14 protein-coding genes and 1 pseudogene are annotated in these 17,115 nt (G+C 70.8%); 9 read left to right on the top strand and 6 right to left on the bottom strand.

Annotated features, from left to right (window positions below; all coding sequences use genetic code 11):
- Positions 1-51: 51 nt before the first annotated feature.
- Entirely contained in the window at positions 52-1,647 is a 1,596-nt protein-coding gene (locus tag GA0115254_RS38450) for a class I adenylate-forming enzyme family protein (RefSeq protein ID WP_093899878.1), read from the top strand.
- A gap of 55 nt (positions 1,648-1,702) precedes the next feature.
- On the opposite strand, the gene GA0115254_RS38445 is transcribed toward GA0115254_RS38450, so the two are convergent.
- Together GA0115254_RS38445 and GA0115254_RS38440 are read right to left on the bottom strand one after the other, a co-directional pair.
- Positions 1,703-2,224, bottom strand: coding sequence for an EF-hand domain-containing protein (locus GA0115254_RS38445; RefSeq protein WP_093899877.1), 522 nt, complete (start codon positions 2,222-2,224; stop codon positions 1,703-1,705).
- 80 nt (positions 2,225-2,304) lie between these two features.
- Positions 2,305-2,673 (bottom strand): STAS domain-containing protein, encoded by a 369-nt coding sequence (locus tag GA0115254_RS38440; RefSeq protein WP_093899927.1) that lies wholly within the window; start codon positions 2,671-2,673, stop codon positions 2,305-2,307.
- Between the two features lie 334 nt (positions 2,674-3,007).
- On the opposite strand from GA0115254_RS38440, the gene GA0115254_RS38435 reads away from it, so the two are divergent.
- Both GA0115254_RS38435 and GA0115254_RS38430 read left to right on the top strand, forming a co-directional pair.
- The gene (locus GA0115254_RS38435) at positions 3,008-3,598 is read left to right on the top strand and encodes an RNA polymerase sigma factor (RefSeq protein WP_093899876.1); all 591 of its coding nucleotides are present in this window, start codon (positions 3,008-3,010) and stop codon (positions 3,596-3,598) included.
- 50 nt (positions 3,599-3,648) lie between these two features.
- Positions 3,649-4,962 (top strand): zf-HC2 domain-containing protein, encoded by a 1,314-nt coding sequence (locus tag GA0115254_RS38430; RefSeq protein ID WP_093899926.1) that lies wholly within the window; start codon positions 3,649-3,651, stop codon positions 4,960-4,962.
- Positions 4,963-5,057: 95 nt separating this feature from the next.
- Here GA0115254_RS38430 and purU read toward each other — a convergent pair whose 3' ends face one another.
- Together purU and GA0115254_RS38420 are read right to left on the bottom strand one after the other, a co-directional pair.
- On the bottom strand, positions 5,058-5,936 hold the full coding sequence (purU, locus tag GA0115254_RS38425) for a formyltetrahydrofolate deformylase (protein ID WP_093899875.1): 879 nt from the start codon (positions 5,934-5,936) through the stop codon (positions 5,058-5,060).
- Positions 5,937-5,964: 28 nt separating this feature from the next.
- Positions 5,965-6,411 carry an SCO4402 family protein gene (locus GA0115254_RS38420; protein ID WP_093899874.1) on the bottom strand — a complete coding sequence of 149 codons (447 nt, stop codon included), beginning with the start codon at positions 6,409-6,411 and terminating at the stop codon, positions 5,965-5,967.
- Positions 6,412-6,585: 174 nt separating this feature from the next.
- Here GA0115254_RS38420 and GA0115254_RS38410 point away from each other — a divergent pair.
- Positions 6,586-7,865 (top strand): annotated as a pseudogene (locus GA0115254_RS38410) (ABC transporter substrate-binding protein).
- A gap of 69 nt (positions 7,866-7,934) precedes the next feature.
- Here the strand turns inward: GA0115254_RS38410 and GA0115254_RS38405 are convergent.
- Both GA0115254_RS38405 and GA0115254_RS38400 read right to left on the bottom strand, forming a co-directional pair.
- Positions 7,935-9,371: a hypothetical protein gene (locus tag GA0115254_RS38405; protein ID WP_176740460.1), complete on the bottom strand. Its 1,437-nt coding sequence runs from the start codon at positions 9,369-9,371 to the stop codon at positions 7,935-7,937.
- 173 nt (positions 9,372-9,544) lie between these two features.
- Positions 9,545-10,927: a transcriptional regulator gene (locus tag GA0115254_RS38400; protein WP_093899873.1), complete on the bottom strand. Its 1,383-nt coding sequence runs from the start codon at positions 10,925-10,927 to the stop codon at positions 9,545-9,547.
- Between the two features lie 331 nt (positions 10,928-11,258).
- Here GA0115254_RS38400 and GA0115254_RS38395 point away from each other — a divergent pair, with 331 nt between their 5' ends.
- From GA0115254_RS38395 to GA0115254_RS38375, 5 genes are all read left to right on the top strand, one after another.
- The gene (locus tag GA0115254_RS38395; RefSeq protein ID WP_093899923.1) at positions 11,259-11,915 is read left to right on the top strand and encodes a bifunctional DNA primase/polymerase; all 657 of its coding nucleotides are present in this window, start codon (positions 11,259-11,261) and stop codon (positions 11,913-11,915) included.
- A gap of 67 nt (positions 11,916-11,982) precedes the next feature.
- Positions 11,983-12,609, top strand: a complete 627-nt coding sequence (locus GA0115254_RS38390) for an IS607 family transposase (protein WP_093899872.1) — start codon at positions 11,983-11,985, stop codon at positions 12,607-12,609.
- Positions 12,606-14,567 carry a zinc ribbon domain-containing protein gene (locus tag GA0115254_RS38385; RefSeq protein WP_093899871.1) on the top strand — a complete coding sequence of 654 codons (1,962 nt, stop codon included), beginning with the start codon at positions 12,606-12,608 and terminating at the stop codon, positions 14,565-14,567. The genes GA0115254_RS38390 and GA0115254_RS38385 overlap by 4 nt, the downstream gene beginning before the upstream one ends.
- A 46-nt stretch (positions 14,568-14,613) precedes the next feature.
- Entirely contained in the window at positions 14,614-15,453 is an 840-nt protein-coding gene (locus tag GA0115254_RS38380; RefSeq protein ID WP_256102986.1) for an ABC transporter ATP-binding protein, read from the top strand.
- A complete protein-coding gene (locus tag GA0115254_RS38375; protein ID WP_093899869.1) occupies positions 15,450-17,102 on the top strand; it encodes a transporter in 1,653 nt (550 codons plus the stop codon). Before GA0115254_RS38380 ends, GA0115254_RS38375 begins: the two co-directional genes overlap by 4 nt.
- The last annotated feature ends 13 nt before the right edge of the window (positions 17,103-17,115 follow it).

Here is a 17,115-nt window from a genome sequence, read left to right as displayed (position 1 = left end):
GCTCTCGACACGATCTGACTACCCGTCAGTTACGAGGGAGCGGGGAACGCAGTGAACGAGACCGCGCACGCCCTGGGCGCATCGGGCACCTTCTGGGAACTGATCGAACGCCGGGCCGCACTGACCCCGGACCGCCCCGTCCTGATCCAGGACGACCGCACCCTCACCTTCGGCGAGCTGCGCAGCCGCTGCGAGCGGGTCGCGGCCGGGCTGTGGGGGATGGGCGTGCGCCCCGGCGGCGTGGTCGCCTGGCAGTTGCCGACCCGGATCGAGACGGTGCTGCTGTCGTTCGCGCTGACCCGGATCGGGGCCGTGCAGTCGCCCGTCATCCCGTTCTACCGGGACCGCGAGGCGGGGTTCGCCCTGCGCGAGTCGAAGGCCGGCTTCTTCGCCGTGCCGGGCGCCTGGCGCGGCTTCGACCACACGGCGATGGCGCACCGACTGGCCGCGGAGGCCGCCCACCCGCCGCTGGTCTTCGAGGCGTACGAGTCGCTGCCGGACGGCGACCCGTCCGTACTGCCGCCGCCGCCCGCCGACGGGACGGCGGTGCGCTGGATCTACTGGACCTCGGGCACCACCTCCGACCCGAAGGGGGTCCTCCACACCGACCGCAGCCTGATCGCGGGCGGCTCCTGCCTGGCCCACGCGCTGCGTCTGTCGGCGGACGACGTCGGTTCGGTGGCCTTCCCGTTCGCCCACGTCGGCGGGCCGGACTATGCGGTGATGCTGCTGCTGTACGGCTTCCCGGCCGTCCTCTTCGAGCACTTCGCGATGCCGGACGCGCTGGAGGGCTACCGGCGCCACGGGGTGACGGTCGCGGGCGGGTCCACGGCGTTCTACTCGATGTTCCTGACCGAACAGCGCAAGGCACCGGACCGGAAGCTGATCCCCACCCTGCGGCTGCTGGCGGGCGGCGGGGCGCCCAAACCGCCGGAGATCTACCACGCGGTGGTACGGGAGATGGGCATCCAGCTCACCCACGGGTACGGCATGACCGAGGTCCCCATGATCACGATGGGCGCCCCCGACGACACGACGGAACACCTCGCCGAGACGGAGGGGCGCCCGCCCGAGGGCATGGAGATACGGATCACCGACGAGGACGGCAAGCCGCTGCCGTACGGCACGGACGGCGAGGTACGGCTCCGCGGGGAGGCCGTCTGCAAGGGCTATCTGAACCCCGAGGCGTCAGCGGCGGCCTTCGACGCGGACGGGTTCCTGATCACCGGCGATGTCGGCCATGTCGAGGCGGGCGGGCATCTGGTGCTCACCGGGCGGCTGAAGGACATCATCATCCGCAAGGGCGAGAACATCTCCGCCAAGGAGATAGAGGACCTGCTGCACCGGCACCCGGGCGTCGGGGACGTGGCGGTGATAGGGCTGCCGGACCCGGAGCGCGGCGAACGCGTCTGCGCGGTCGTGGAACAGCCGGCGGGCGCCGCCCCGCTGACCCTGCCGGAAATCACCGGCTACCTGCGGGCGGAGGGGCTCTCCGTGCACAAGCTGCCGGAACAGCTGGAGGTGGTGGCGGCGCTGCCGCGCAACGAGGCGCTGCGGAAGATATTGAAGTACCGGCTGCGGGAGCGGTTCTCCGCCCCCGGCCGGCCCGAGGTCCGAGGGCATCTCACGAGCCCGTCCGGCGAGTGAGGACGAATCGGCTCCCGTCCGGCCGTTGAGGACGACCGGCTGCCGGACCGACCGGCTACGTGTCCGGCGCGATCACCGTGAAGTAGGCGGCGAACGCCGCCACCGCATCGTTCTCGCCGACCTTGCCGTCCTGGTCCGCGTCCAGGCTCCGCGCCGCGAAGGCCGCCGACTCCGCGCTCGCGCCCAGCACCTTCAGCGCTCGCTCCACGGCGGGTACGGAGGCCGCGCCCTCGTTGTCCTGGTCCGCCACGGCGAGCGCGGCGTGCAGGAAGGGGCGGGCGATCTCCGCGAAGCGCTCCGGGTTGTCGCGCAGCCGCTTCACGGCCCCGCCCACGAACTCCTCACGGGTGACGCGCTGGTCCCCGTCGACGTCGGCGATGCCCGCCATGCCCTGCCAGAAGGCCTCGGCCCCGGTGTAGAGCGCCTGGCCCTTGTCGCAGCGGGCCGTCGTACCGAACTCGGTGAGCAGACGGGCCGCGGCGGCACTGAAATCCGCGCGATCGATGCATCCGTTGCCGTCCTGGTCGAAGGCGGCGAAGCGGAGGGCGATCTTGCGCTCATACTCTGCGCTGTCCATGCGGGGAGCCTACGGCGCCGACAGGCGTCGCGTGTCACTTACGCGCGCCACCGGTGCGACAACCTGGTCATGGACGGGCTTCACGCCGACAGCGGCCGGGCCTCGTCGTCGACGGCCGCGTGCCGGTCGGGGTAGACGTCGAAGAGACGGCGTACACCGAGGGCGGCGAGCACCCGGTTGACGTGGGAACCCTCTTCCGCACCGCGGGCCGGCAGGATCAGCCGCAGCCGGCCCCCGCAGGAGCGCATCAGACGGCGGGCCGCGATCAGTACGCCGACACCGCTGGAATCGCAGAACAGGACCTCGGAGAGGTCGAGCACCACATCGTGGCGGCCGACGGCGACCGCGTCATGGACGGACTGGCGCACGACGGGCGACGTCACCAGGTCCAGTTCGCCCCGTATGCGCAGCACGGTCCACTCGCCCTGCACGGTCTCGGCCACTTTCAGTGGCGTCCGGGAACGTTCCTGGGTGAGCCGGGAGGCGTGGGTGGTTGCAGCCGGTGGGTGGTTTCCACGAGGACAAGGATTCCTCACGCGACTGGGCCTCTCGTTGCCGGGATTCCGACGTTCCGGAAGTTTCCGTTCCTTCTCGCGGCTGCCCCCGCCGCAGCCCCATGAAACACCCGGCCGCCCGGCGGGACACAATCGGGACCGTCGTCGGTGGATGGCGCATTCCCTACCATCCCGCGCCTCGTCAGGGGCGTACTTGCCGTAAAGGGCGCGCATCGTGGGTGCCGCCGACTACATTCGATGTGACGAGGGGAACAGGGCTGGGGGTCGTATGCCGAAGAACGCACCACCCCGCTGGGACCGCAAGATGCAGCAGCGGCTGGCGCGCGGTGAGGCGGCTGCTCTCGGCGAGCTCTACGACCGGTTCGCCTCGCTCGTGCACAGCCAGGCCCATCGGATGCTCGACGACGAGACCGCCGCCGATCTGGTGACCCGCGAGGTCTTCGGCTACGTGTGGGAGAACCCGGACGCGTACGACCCGAAGCAGGGCTCGATGCGGTCCTGGGTGGCCCGGCTCACGCACCGCCAGTCCGTGCGGCGGCTGCGCGAGGAGGACAGCCTCCCGGGCGGTACGGACGAGGAGACCGGGGCAGCGGCCCGGGCCGGTCTGGAGGAGCGGGTGCGCCGGGCCACGGCCGCGGCCCGCGCCGATTACATCGTGGCGTCCATGCCCGCCCCGCTGCGGGCCGCACTGGAGCTCGCGTACATCCAGCGCCGGGACTACCGGCAGACTGCGGCCGACCTCGGGGTCACCGAGGACGAGGCCCGCCGACGGCTGCGGCTCGGGCTGCAACTGCTCTCCACCGCGCACACCCGCCCGCTGGAGGGGTCGTCGCCGCCCGGATACGGACGGCCGCTGTGACCGGTGACGACGACTCGAACGGGCACGAGGGGGACGGACGCGACGACGGGATGCGGGGCGCGCCGCGCATACCGGGCCCCCGGGCCGCCGCGGACGACTTCGACCTCGACGCCTTCCCCCTGCCGCCGCCCGTGCCCGCGACCGGGCCCGAGGAGCCGCGGCCGGCCCAGCGACCGACGGCACCGGAACCGGGATCCGCCGTGGCACCATTGGACCCTTCGGACCCGCCCGCCGCACCGGCGCTCGTGCTGCCCCATCGCGTCCTCAAGGCCCTCCTCGGCGCCTGGGCCCTGGCCGCCTGCTCGGCGGAGGAGACCGAGGCCGTCGAGGCACACCTGACCGTGTGCGCCGTGTGTGCGGACGAGGCGCTGCGGCTGCGCGACGCGGTCGGCCTGCTGCAGACCGACCGCAGCCTGGATCTCGATCCGGCGCTGCGTTCCCGGGTGATCGACACCTGCCTGAGCCGCCGCCCGGCCGACATCCCGGTGCCGGACTGGGCCGCCCCGTACGACGCGGAGACCGCGCGGCTCGACGCGCTGCTGCGTGACATCGGCGGCTCGGAGTGGCACGCCCCGGTGCGGCTGAAGTGGTTCGAGGGCGAGCAGGCGGTCAATCGCAAGACGACGGTGGCGGGCGTCATCGGCCACCTCATGACCGTCGACGGACTGATCGGCACCGCCCTCGGCATCGACGTACCGCTCGGCGACGGCGTCCTGGGCCGGGGCGTCGACTGGCCGCTCTCGCCCGGCGCACGCACGGAGAAGTACTGGTCGGGAGCCCGGCGGCCACTCACCCGTGCGATCCGTGGCCCATGGCGCGAGCAGAGCCACGCCCTCATCCGTACGGTGTCCTTCGCCGGTCGCAAAGTCGCCGAACTCTCCGTCTCGTACGGGGACTTCGCCCTTCCGATGCACGACTCGCTGCTGGACAGGGCCTTCGAATGCTGGGTGCACGGCGGCGACATCGCGGAGGCGGTGGATTATCCGTACGAGGCGCCGTCGGCCGCCCATCTCAACCGGATGATCGACCTGGCGGCCCGGCTCCTTCCGGCGGCTCTTGCCGAGCGCCGCAGGTCGGGGCTGGCCGGGCCGGCCCGCCATCTGGTGACGGCCGGCTCACCGGGCCGCTCGCTGCATCTGGAGGTCGAGGGCTCGGGCGGCGGCGACTGGTACATCCCGCTGGACTCCCCGGCCGCGGTCGGCTCGCCCGCGCACGCGGTGGCGCAGGTCGCGCTGGACGGAGTCGAGTTCTGCCAGCTGGTGGCCGGGCATGTGCCGCCGGTGGAGGCTGCGGCCGGTCAGGAGGGCGACCGCGAGGCGATCCGCGACGTGCTCTTCGCGGCCGCGTCGCTGAGCCGGCTCTAGGAGGGTGCTGACGTTCTTGGCCGGGCTCCCGGGCCCGGTCAAGAACGTCAGCGCCATGCTGGGCCGGGCCCGCAAAGTCCCGCCCGGCCCGGGTCCTACGAGAAGATCACCGTGCGGCGGCCGTTGAGCAGGATGCGGCGCTCCGCGTGCCACTTCACCGCCCGCGCCAGCGCCTGGCACTCCACATCGCGGCCGATGGCGACCAGCTGGTCCGGTGTGACGCCGTGGCCCACCCGCTCGACCTCCTGCTCGATGATCGGCCCCTCGTCGAGGTCGGCCGTCACATAGTGCGCCGTCGCACCGATCAGCTTCACGCCCCGGGCGTGCGCCTGGTGGTACGGCTTCGCTCCCTTGAAGCTCGGCAGGAAGGAGTGGTGGATGTTGATGATCCGGCCGCTCAGCTGCTTGCACAGATCGTCCGAGAGGACCTGCATGTAGCGGGCGAGGACGACCAGTTCGACGTTCTCCTCGCGGACCAGATCCAGCAGCTCCGTCTCCGCTGCGGCCTTGTTCTCCTTGGTCACCGGAATGTGCCGGAAGGGAACGTCGTACGAGGCGACGAGCTCGGCGAAGTCCGTGTGGTTGGAGACGACGGCGGCGATGTCGATCGGCAGCGCCCCGATCCGGGAGCGGAACAGCAGGTCGTTGAGGCAGTGCCCGAACTTGCTGACCATCAGCACGACCCTCATCCGCTCCGAGGACCGGTGGATCTGCCAGTCCATCCGGAAGGAGTCGCCGATCGCGGCGAAGCTGGCCCGCAGCTTCTCCACGGTCACCGGGCTGTGCGCCGAGAAGTGGACACGCATGAAGAACAGACCCGTGTCGTGGTCGCCGAACTGCTGACTGTCCTCGATATTGCAGCCGGTCATGAAGAGATAGCTCGACACGGCGTGCACGATGCCCTGTTTGTCCGGGCAGGAGAGTGTGAGGACGTACTGGTCCGGGGTGGTCTCAGCAGGCTGCGGCGCGGTCATCCTCGTAGCGTGCCACACCGGACCACTGTCAGGCCGTTCTGGTCATGATGCGGAGCACATCCAGGGAGCGCGGCGGGGCGTCCGGGTCGTCGCCGTCGTTGGTGGCGAGCAGCACATGGGCCTCGCGGGCGGCCCGTACGGCCTCCGGCCAGCCGTGGTGCTCCAGATACGCCGACACGGGTGCGTCCGCGCCGACCTGGTGCATGATGCGCAGCACCCGGAGCACGGCGACGTCGACGAGGGCGGACTCGCCGGAGTCACGGAAGATCGTCCCGACGTATTTCTCGGCGGACCAGTTGTCCAGCCAGGTGTCCTCGACCAGGCGGTACACGGCGTCGGTGACGTCGCCGTACCCTTCCTGGCCGGCCAGCCAGCACTCGTGGTGGAAGACGGGGTCGGAGAGCATGTGCAGCGCCGAGCGCACGTTGCTGCGCCAGCGCCACCAGGGCATGTCATTCAGCGGCATGCCGCCCATGGTGGAGGAGCGACGGCCGCGACGGGAAGTGTTCTCCGAACCTTGCTGCACGGTTGTCGATCGTACGTTCCCTTCCAGGCTCCCCGCGCAGGCCCCCGCAATTCACCTGGATGTCACCGAGCGTTGCGCGGAGCACACAGCGGCGTTACCCCACGGGCGGAAACGTTCATGCCCATGACCGGACGGCGACGCCTCACCTCCCCCGCCCCTACAAGCTCCTCACAAGTACGGCGGCGGTCGGGGCGTTGCTGGTCACCGGCTGCGGTGCGCTCCCTGGGGCTTCGGGGGGCTCCAGGGAGCCTCTCACCGTCGTGACGTGGGCGCCGGGCGGCGCCACGGAACCGGGCACGGTGAACATGGCGGGCATGACCGCCATGGCGCGCACGTACGCCCGCTGGGTCAACAACAGCGGCGGGCTCGACGGACACAAGCTGCGCGTCGTCACCTGCGACGAGCAGGACACCTCGATCGGCGCGGCAAACTGCGCCCGGCTGGCCGTCAAGGAGCAGGCGGTGGCGGTCGTCGGCTCGTACAGCCGTCACGGGTCCTCGTTCATGGCGCCGCTGGAGACCGCCGGAATCCCCTACATCGGCGGCTACGGGGCCTCCGTCGAAGAGTTCAGCAGCTACGTCTCCTACCCCGTCAACGGCGGCCAGCCGGCGCTGCTCGCGGGCAATGCCCAGCAGCTCGCACGCAGTTGCGAGCGGGTGTCCGTGGTACGGCCCGACACCCTGGCCGGCGACGGCCAGGCCTGGCTCCTCAAGACCGGACTCGCCGAGGCCCGTCGGCCCGAACCCGCCGACATCCGGGCGGCGGAGTCGGCCACTTCGTACGACGAGGCCGCCGGGCGGGCGCTCCAGGCGGCGGGAACGAGCGGCGGCTGTGTGACCAGCGTGCTCGGGGAGGGTACGGAGACGTTCTTCGACTCCTTCCGCCGGCTCGAACCGTCGTCCGGGAGCGTAGGGACCTCGTCCGTCCTCGGCAGTGTCGGGCAGTCGCTGATCGACAGCACCGGCGGCCGGAAGAGCCCGTTCGAGGGGGCGTACATCACCGGCTGGTACCCGGAATCGGGCGACGCCCGCTGGGACCGGATGCGGGAGGTGATCCGTAAGCACGCCTTCGGCGACAACCGGATCGACCCGGACGACACGGGCGTCCAGACCACCTGGATCGCGTACACCGCGCTGAACGAACTCGTGAAGGCGATCGACGCCCCGCAGATCACCGCCTGGAAGCTCACCTCCGCCCTCAACCACGGAACCCCGGTCGACACCGGCGGCCTCACGCCGGTACTGCGCTGGGGCTTCAAGGACATGCTCGGCTCGTCCGCGTATCCGCGCGTCGTGAACACCAGGGTGACGTTTCAGGTGGTGCGTGACGGGCGGCTCGTCGCGGACAAGAAGGGGTTCGTGGACGTGACGAAGACTCTGTCGGATGCGAGCGCGAAGGGGTGAGGTACCGGGGGCCATGCCCCCGGACCCCCGCTCCTCAACCGCCGGAGGGGCCCGATACCGAGCCCCGGGTCAGAGCTCGGTCGCCGCCCGCCGGGTCAGCCCGTACTTCGACGCGATCGAGTTCCACAGCCCCGACGCCTCCTGCTTCGCCTTGCTCGCCTCGCCGCTCTTCACGTTGGCCTGCTGGAACTCGGAGGTCGTCCGGGCCTTGCCGTGCTTGCAGAACTTCTTGCCCTCCTTGGCCTGGCCCGCCCACGAGGCGTAGTGCTCGTCGGCGGCGGCGGACGCCTGCCAGGCCTTGGTGAGGGAGGCGGTCAGCCGCTCGTGGTCCGGCAGCTTGTCGACGGTCAGCCCCTGGAGCCGGGTCACCAGATCACGGCGCTGCTGGGCGGCGCCCTTCAGATCGGTCACGGCCTGGTCCAGGTCGGCGCACCTCTTGGTCTTCTCGACGGCCCCGATGACCGCGGCGCGGCTGTTGTTGCTGTCCGCCAGAAGCTTGTCGAGCGCCTCGGCCTGCGGCTTAGCCGGATCGGCCGCGGTCTGCGTGGAGGGCCGGCCGTCGGGTGAACCGGCGGCGGCCACCGGCTGCTTGTTGTCCGCGCCCTTGCCGTCGCCACCGCTCATCAACGCGCCCGCGCCGAGGCCGACGACGGCGCAGCCGGCGACGACCGCAGCGATGAGCGTGACGTGCGCCCGCTTCTTGGGCTGCCCGGACCGTCCCTGCGGACCCTCGTCCACGGGCTGGTACTGGGGCTGCGGGGCCTGCGGGGGCTGATAGGCGCCCTGGGGCTGCTGCGCGGGGTCGAACCGGGGCATCTGCTGGGTGGCGCCCGCGGGCCCGTCGTTGCGGAACAGGTTGTCGAACTCGGCGGGCGGCTGCCGCTCGTCGGGGGCCCCGGGCCTGATGCCGTACGGGGCGCCACCGGGGACCGGCGGGATGAACTGGGTCGCTTCGGCGTCGCCGCCGTGCGCAGGCGCCTGGGGCTGCTGGTACGGCTGCGGCTGCGGCGCTCCGTGGTCGAGGAACTGGGTGGCCTCCGCCGGGCTTTCCGGCGGCAGCCCGCCCGGCGCGGGCCCGGCGGGCACCGGCGCGATGTACTGCGTGGCATCCGCGTCCCCGCCCATGCCCATGCCGGGCACGGCCTCGGGCGGCAACGGCTGCGCGTACGGCTGCTGGGGCTGTGCGGGAGGCAGCGGCTGGGCCTGCGGCTGCCCGTACGCCTGCGCCGGCTGCCCCTGACCGTACTGCCCTTGTCCGTACGCCCCCTGCCCGTACGCCCCGTGCCCCTGAGCATGTGCCTGTGGCTGAGGCTGCGACAAGGCGTCCTGGTGCGCCGTCTGCGGCCCCCAGGGCTGCCCCCACGGCTGGCCGCCCGCCGGGGCGCCCTGATCCGCGGGCCCCCCCGGTATCCAGGGCTCGCCGCCACCCGCGGGCAGCACGACACCTTCGTGCGCGGGCCGTACAGCAGGGAGCTGCTGCTCGTCACCCTGTCCGCTCTGCGTCACCGGGACTCCTACGTGTAAACCTACGGAATCGTCGGCTCACGCTATCGGGTGGTTGCCGCCCTTCGCCAAGCGCGTGATGTCACTCACCACCCCTTCACAGGTGCTGTAACACCCAGCGCTCTCAAGACGCAGTTAAGAGGGCGCCCGGTCGCACTCCGTCGGCCGGGCCCCGGTCACGCCGCCTGGAGTTCCAGCCGCGCCCCGAACTCCCGTACCGCCGGCTCGTCCCCGTAGGGCATCAGTCGCTGCTGCAGATCGTCCAGATACTCCGTTCCCCGGCTGGAGCGCACCGAGCCCAGCAGCTCCATCGCCCGCGTGCCCGTGTGGCAGGCCTGCTCCACCTCGCGCAGCTGGACCTGGGCCGTGGCAAGGAGCACCAGACCGATGCCGCGGCGGCGGGTCCGGGACTCCGGGTGGCCGTCCAGGGACTCCTTCGCCCGGCGCGCGGCCGCCTCCGCCTGCCCGAGGTCACGGTGGCAGTGCGCCAACTCGTCGGCGAGATAGGCGTGGTCGAAGTGGGCGATCCAGTCGGGGTCGTCCCCGGTGCCCGGTTCGGCACTCTCCATGGCCGTCAACGCCCGTCCCGTCACCGCCTGACAGGTGCGGGCGTCGCCGAGCAGGGCGTGCCCGCGCGCCTCCGCCGCGTAGAACATCGCCTCCGCCCGCGGGGTGACACGCCCGCGCGCGCCCTCCTGGGCGGCCCGGGCCAGCTGGGCGATCTCCCGCGGGTTGCCGAGCTGCGCTGCGAGGTGGCTCATCGACGCGGCCAGTACGTAACCCCCGTACGCGCGGTCGCCCGCCGCCTGCGCCAGGCGCAGCGCCTGGATGTAGTAGCGCTGGGCGAGCCCCGGCTGGCCCGTGTCGACCGCCATGTACCCGGCGAGTTCGGTGAGCCGCGCGACCGCCGCGAACAGCTGCCGGCCGACCGATTCGCGGTACGCCCCCGACAACAGCCCGGAGACCACGCTGTTCAGGTAGTGCACCAGGACCGGCCGCACATGTCCGCTGCCGAACCGGTGGTCGAGGTCGACGAGCGCGGCCGTCATCGCCCGTACCGCCTCCACGTCCGACGTACCGACGCGGGCCCCGGCGGCCCGGGCCACCTGCGGGTCGGCGCCGGTGATCAGCCAGTCGCGGCTGGGCTCGACCAGCGCCGACGACGCGATCGTCGAACCGGACAGGAATTCGCGGCGGCCGACATCACTGCGCCACAGCTCACAGACCTGCTCGATCGCCCCGATCACGGTCGGGGCGAACTGCAGGCCGACGCCGGACGCCAGGTTCTTTCCGTTGGCCATGCCGATCTCGTCGATCGTGACCGTACGGCCGAGCTTGCGGCCGAGCGCCTCGGCGATGATTCCCGATGCCCTGCCGCGTGGTTGCTGTCCACGCAGCCAACGGGCCACGGAGGTCTTGTCGTAACGCAGATCGAGCCCGCGCTCCGCGCCGACCATGTTGACGCGGCGCGCGAGGCCGGCGTTGGAGCATCCGGCTTCCTGAATGAGCGCCTGAAGCCGTTCGTTCGGCTGGCGGGCGACGAGAGGCCTGGCTGCCATGTTTCCCCCTGAGGCCGCAGTGATCCATGAGCGGATCACTGCCCGGCTAATACACGGAAAATGCACACATAGATCGTGTTCGTCACGTACGACGCGTTCCTTGTCATTCATGTCGGCATATGACAGAGGCCGACCGTTCCGGAGTTGCCCCTCATTGGCTACCCGCCCGATCGGACACGGCCTCACGCGCGCCCCCACCCGTGCATCCATGCGCCCTGCATGCCGGATCGATGAGCCCTGACCATGCCCGCCGCGCCCGTAACCCCATGTGGGGGCGGTAGTTGTGCTGTTCGTGGAAGAGCCCATCGGAGTCGAAGAGCCCATCGGAGTCATGGAAGCCACGAAGATCCCCCCGCAGCGGAACGAGCAACTGCTCGACGCCGCAGTGCGGTACGCGGACGAGCAGCACTGGGACGTGTGCCCCGGCACCTGGCTGGAGGCGGCGGAGGGGGCCGAGCGGTGCTCATGCGGTGACGCCGACTGCGCCTTCCCCGGCGCGCACCCCACCGGACCCGACTGGGCGGGACAGGCGACCGGCAGCGGTGCCGCGGCCCGCCGGATGTGGTCCGAACACTCCAGGGCGTCGATCCTGTTGCCCACCGGTCGCTCCTTCGACGCGATCGACGTACCGGAGTCCGCCGGCTTCCTCGCCCTGGCCCGGATGGAGCGGATGGACGTACCGCTCGGGCCCGTCACCCGCGCCCCCGACCGGCGGATGTTCTTCTTCGTCCTGCCGGGCACGGCGGCCGATGTGGACGATCTGGTAAGGAAGTCGGGCTGGCGGGCAGCCGCGATCGACCTCGTCGGCCGCGGCGACGGCCACTACGTGACGGGGCCGCCGACCCGGGTCGGCGGACGCGGGGCGGTGCAGTGGGCCCGCCGTCCCACCGCCTCCAACCGGTGGCTGCCGGACGCGGAGGAGCTCATCGACCCGCTCGCCTACGCCTGTGCGAGGGAAGCAGCCGACGCACGAGCACGCCGTTCCTGAGGTGCCCTTTCGTAGGCTCATCAACTTCGTTAGTTATCCCTAGCGTTGTGCATATATAGTTGCGTGCATGGAGTTGCTGCGCATGTCCAAGGCTGCGAAGCGTCTCGGGATACACCCGATGACGCTTCGCCAGTGGGCCATCGACGGCAAGATCCCGTTCACGTGGGTTGGTCGTGAGCGCCGGTTCTCCTCGATCGATGTGGAGAACATGAAGCGCGGCAGCGCCTCCGCATCCTCCCACCCCCGTCGGGAGGTTCTGTATGTGCGCGTCTCCGGCTCCTTGGGGCAGGAGTCCTCTCTGGAAACCCAGGAGCAGGAGCTTCGGGCCACCTCTGCCGGAGAGATCGTCAAGGTCGTCCGGGACCGTGGCTCTGGCCTGAAGGAGAACCGCCCCGGTCTGAACCGGGTGTTGGCGATGGTGTCGGACGGCTCCGTGACCGTGGTCCGGGTGACGCACGAGGACCGGCTCGCGAGGTTCGGGGTCGGCTGGCTCAAGCGCCTGTTCGCCGTGTACGGCGTCACCGTGGAGGTGCTGCACCCGAAGAAGCTCGGCGGCCGGGATGAGCTGCTGGAGGACTTCATCGCTCTGGTCACCACGTTCGCCGGGCGGCTGTACGGGATGCGCAGTGCAGAGAACCGCAAGCGGCTACTGGTCGAGTCCGGCCAGTGCAGCAACGAGGGCAGGGCCTCGTGAGCCGAAAACTGCCCCTCGCCGACGGCGAGACCTCCCGCACCGCCTGTGTCCGCGCCCTCGTCCGGTCGGGCGTGGACGAAAAGACCGGCGAAGTCCTCACCTCCGCTGCTCTGGCGGAACGGGTGGGCTGGTGTGCCGACCTCGTGGCGGGCATGACCGAAGCGCTGCTGGCCGAGCACTGGAACACCGCCGACGTGGACACGCTGGCCTACGGTGAGGACCCCGGGGGAAGGCAGCTGCCGTCGAACGCGTGGATGGCGCTGCGCCGCCTGGGCTGGACCGTCTGCGCACCGGAGGGTGTGAAGGTCAACGACCGGATCGTGCGCATGGCCCAAGAGACCGCCGGGCGGTCCCTGCGGTCCGTGAAGTGGCGTGCCGACGTGTGTGCCGGGGTCCTGGCGAGCTGGCCTGCCGACCCGGCCAAGCGCACCCCCGACGAGTGGGAGGCGGTGCGCGGGGCGATACCGGGCGGCGAACATCTGCCGTCCAGCATCATCCGGTCCCGCACCCGCCAGATCGCCGCGTATCTGCGCAAGCACGGCCGTCTCCCAGCCCACCTGTTCGAGCTGGAGTCCACTTCGCGTGTGGCCCGCATGCTGCTGCTGTCCGCATGTGACGGGCAGCAGGCCACCATCGAACGATCCGACGACGGGCAGCGGGCGCTGCTGCGCTTGCAGCTCCCCACCCGGCCCGACCCGCAGAAGTACGCGGACTGGACGTGGGTGGCCTGCCCCGTCACCCTGCCGCCGACGATTCCGGCGAACGCCGTGCTGCACCTGCCCACTTTGCGGATCGTGCGCGACAAAGTGCGCGCCGACCTCGCCTACACCTACCCCGTTCCCAAGACCCGCCGCACCGGCCACACCGTGGCGTTGGGCGTGGACTGGGGCCTGAACACCCTTCTCAGTGCGGGCACTGCCCAACTCCACCAGGATGGCCGCATCACCGCCCTCGGAGCGGGAGCCCAGTTCCGCGCCGCCGGGGTACTCGCCAAGCAGTGCCGGCTCCGCCGCATCTCCGAGCGGCTGCACGTCAAGACCGACCACTACGCCCGACTCGCTGACCCCGCCTTGGACGGGAAGGCGGCACTGCTGGCCGAGGAGATCCAGCGCGTCTGTGAGCGCCGCTCCAACCTCAACGAAGCACTGGCCTGGAGTGCTGCCCGCTGGGCTGTCGACCAGGCCATCACTGCCGGAGCAACAGTCATCTACCTGGAAGACCTGCGGTCGATGGAAGCGGGCGGCATGGGCCGCACCCACAACACCCGCATGTCGCAGACCGTGCGCGGGCAGATCGTCGTCCGCATGCGTCATCTCGCCGCCGAGACCGGTATCGCCGTGGTCACCGTGCCGCCGCGCAACACCTCCAGGCACTGCCCGCACTGCTTGACACCGCTCAGGCACCGCAAGGCCCCCGACCGCCCCACCGTGTCCGGCTGGAAGTGGGCCATCTGCCCCAACCAGTCCTGCGGTTGGCAGGGCGACCGCGACCAGGGCGCCTGGCGCCGTATCGCAGCACGCGGACTCACCCACCAGACCAAGACCGTCACGGACCGCGCCATCGGCGCCATGGTGATCCGCGCTGTGGTCAACAAGCTCGAAGCCAAGGCCATCATCACGACCGTCCCGATCAGCCGGAAGGACCGGTCGAAGACCGGACCCACCCGGCCACGAACCAACCACCTCGCGCCCAGGCGACGCAAGGTTCCCTCCCCAGCAGCCCGCCTGTGCGGCCCCGCTGGCCAGCGTCCGGAGGGACACGCACCAACGGACCGGACCCCGCTGCCCCGCGCAGCCCACCGGCACCAGAGCGTGATCACGACCAGCACACCCACCACCGGCCACCGGCCACGAGGAGCAGCACTGGGCGCGGGATTCCATCTCCACGCTCATGCTTCCCCACCCAGGTGGGCAGATCCCACGTCAGACACTATGTCTCGCATGGGATCGCTTAGCTGATCAGAGACGCTGTCCGCATACACGGGGACACCGAAAGGCTTACATCATGCAGGACCGGACAGAGACCGACAGAGCAGCGCGGCCGGGGGAAGCGGGAGAGGCGGGCGGAGTGCCGACGGCGCCGCCCGCCGTTCGCGTACAGGGGCTGTGGAAGCGGTTCGGCGAACAGACCGCGGTCGCCGGGATCGATCTGGAGCTGCCCGCAGGCAAGTTCATCGGTCTCGTGGGGCCCAACGGAGCGGGCAAGACCACCACTCTGTCGATGATCACCGGACTGCTCCGCCCCGACCAGGGACTGATCGAGGTCGGCGGTCATGACGTGTGGCGCGACCCGGTCGAGGTGAAGTCCAGGATCGGTGTGCTCCCGGAGGGGCTGCGGCTCTTCGAACGCCTCTCGGGGCGCGAACTTCTCGCGTACACCGGACGATTGCGCGGACTGCCGGGCACCGAGGTCGACAAACGGGCCACCCAGCTGCTCGATGTACTCGATCTGGCGGGCTCCCAGCACAAACTGGTCGTCGACTACTCGACCGGTATGCGGAAGAAGATCGGACTCGCCGCCGCACTGCTGCACAACCCCGAAGTGCTCTTCCTGGACGAGCCGTTCGAGGGCGTCGACCCGGTGTCGGCACAGACCATCCGTGAGGTCCTGGAGCGGTACACCCGCTCGGGGGCGACCGTCGTCTTCTCCAGCCATGTGATGGAGCTCGTGGAGTCCCTCTGCGACTGGGTGGCCGTCATGGCCGCCGGAACGATCCGGGCCCAGGGCACCCTGGCCCAGGTGCGCGGCGAGGCGTCCTCGCTGCAGAACGCCTTCCTCGAACTCGTCGGCGCGGGCTCCCGGACCACCGGCGAGTCCCTGGACTGGCTGGGCGGCGACCGATGAGCGTGCTCGACGCCCCTGCGGGAACCGCCCCCGGCCGGGACAGCACGAGCAGCGGCGAGGGGCTCGTCCCCGTGTTCGTACGGCTCAAGCTCACCCTGGTGCGCAATGGGCTGCGGCAGTCGGCCGGCCGACGGGCCGCGTACATCACCTCCGTCGCCCTCGCCCTGCTGATCGCCGCGGGCCAGCTGATCGCGCTGATCGCGCTGCGGGGGAACGCCCATGCCGACTCCCTCGTCGTCCTGCTCGCCGGGGTGCTGGCGGTCGGCTGGACCGTGCTGCCGCTGTTCTTCCCCAGCGGTGACGAAACCCTCGACCCGAGCCGTCTGGTGATGCTGCCGTTGCGGCCGCGCCCGCTGATCGCTGCGCTGCTGATGGCGTCACTGGTCGGGATCGGTCCGCTGTTCACGCTCTGTCTGGCGGCCGGCTCGGTGATCGCGGTGGCGCAGGGGACGGCCGGTGCGGTGTTCGCCGTCGTGGCCGCGCCGCTCACTCTGCTGGTGTGCGTCGCGCTGACACGGGCCGTGGCCACGGCCAACACCCGGCTGCTGACCTCACGCAAGGGCCGCGATCTCGCGGTGCTCAGCGGGCTCTTGATCGCGGTGGGCTTCCAGGTCGTCAACTTCGGTGCGCAACGGCTCGGCCGGGCGGGCGGACTCTCCACCCTCGATCCGGTCGCGGACGTGGTGCGCTGGCTGCCGCCCGCCTCGGCGATCGGGGCGGTTGACTCGGCGTCCCGGGGCTCGTACGGGCAGGCCGCCGTACAGCTGCTGCTGTCCGTGGCTGCGCTGCTCGCGCTGTTGTGGCTGTGGCAGCGGAGCCTGGTGAAGCTGATGACGACCCCGGACGGTTCGACCCTGGCGGCTGCCGGGCCGAACCGCGAGAAGGCCGGCAAGGGCGGCTCCACACTCTCCGCACTGCTGCCCCAGGGGCGTACGGGCCCCGTGATGGAGCGCAGTCTGCGGTACATCGCACGCGACCCGAAGACCAAGGCCGCCTGGGTCACGGCGCTGGCGATCGGACTGATCGTGCCGATGCTCAACGCGTTGCAGGGCACCGGCTCTCTCTACTTCGCCTGCTTCGCCGCCGGGATGCTCGGCATGCAGATGTACAACCAGTTCGGGCAGGACACCTCCGCGTTCTGGATGGTGGCACAGACCATCTCCTCCACCCGGGACGCATACCTCGAACTGCGGGCGCGGGCTCTGGCGTTGCTGTTGATCACACTGCCGTACACGATTGCGGTGACAGTGGTGACGGCAGCGATCCTCGGCGACTGGGATGCGCTGCCGGGGGTCATGGGGCTGTCGTTCGCCATGCTGGGTGCGATGCTGGCGACGGGTGCGGTGGCATCGGCGAACTTCCCGTACTCGATCCCGCAGGACGGGGCGTTCAAGAACGTGGCACCGGGGCAGGCCGGGCTCGCCTGGATCTCGATCTTCGGCGGCATGATCTCGTCGGCGCTGCTCTGCGCACCCGTGATCGTGGCGACGATCTGGCTGTATATCGCCGACATGGAGCAGTGGCTGTGGCTGCTGCTGCCCGCGGGGGCGGTGTACGGGGCGCTGATCTCCTGGGCGGGGCTGAGGCTCGCCGCTCCCCGAACGGCGAACCGGCTCCCGGAGATCCTGGCGGCGGTCAGCAAGGGCTGAGAGCTTTCTCCGC

This window comes from Streptomyces sp. Ncost-T10-10d, assembly GCF_900091955.1.
Classification (GTDB): Bacteria; Actinomycetota; Actinomycetes; order Streptomycetales; family Streptomycetaceae; genus Streptomyces.
The sequence above is the reverse complement of the archived record's forward strand: the minus strand, read 5'-3'. Positions and strand labels throughout refer to the sequence as shown.

Bases quoted from the DNA above. Each gene is read 5' to 3' on its own strand.
- GA0115254_RS38445 (WP_093899877.1), bottom strand. From the start codon at position 2,224: ATGGACAGCGCAGAGTATGAGCGCAAGATCGCCCTCCGCTTCGCCGCC.
- GA0115254_RS38435 (WP_093899876.1), top strand. From the start codon at position 3,008: ATGCCGAAGAACGCACCACCCCGCTGGGACCGCAAGATGCAGCAGCGG.
- GA0115254_RS38430 (WP_093899926.1), top strand. From the start codon at position 3,649: ATGCGGGGCGCGCCGCGCATACCGGGCCCCCGGGCCGCCGCGGACGAC.
- purU (WP_093899875.1), bottom strand. From the start codon at position 5,936: ATGACCGCGCCGCAGCCTGCTGAGACCACCCCGGACCAGTACGTCCTC.
- GA0115254_RS38420 (WP_093899874.1), bottom strand. From the start codon at position 6,411: ATGGGCGGCATGCCGCTGAATGACATGCCCTGGTGGCGCTGGCGCAGC.
- GA0115254_RS38400 (WP_093899873.1), bottom strand. From the start codon at position 10,927: ATGGCAGCCAGGCCTCTCGTCGCCCGCCAGCCGAACGAACGGCTTCAG.
- GA0115254_RS38395 (WP_093899923.1), top strand. From the start codon at position 11,259: ATGGAAGCCACGAAGATCCCCCCGCAGCGGAACGAGCAACTGCTCGAC.
- GA0115254_RS38390 (WP_093899872.1), top strand. From the start codon at position 11,983: ATGGAGTTGCTGCGCATGTCCAAGGCTGCGAAGCGTCTCGGGATACAC.
- GA0115254_RS38380 (WP_256102986.1), top strand. From the start codon at position 14,614: ATGCAGGACCGGACAGAGACCGACAGAGCAGCGCGGCCGGGGGAAGCG.
- GA0115254_RS38375 (WP_093899869.1), top strand. From the start codon at position 15,450: ATGAGCGTGCTCGACGCCCCTGCGGGAACCGCCCCCGGCCGGGACAGC.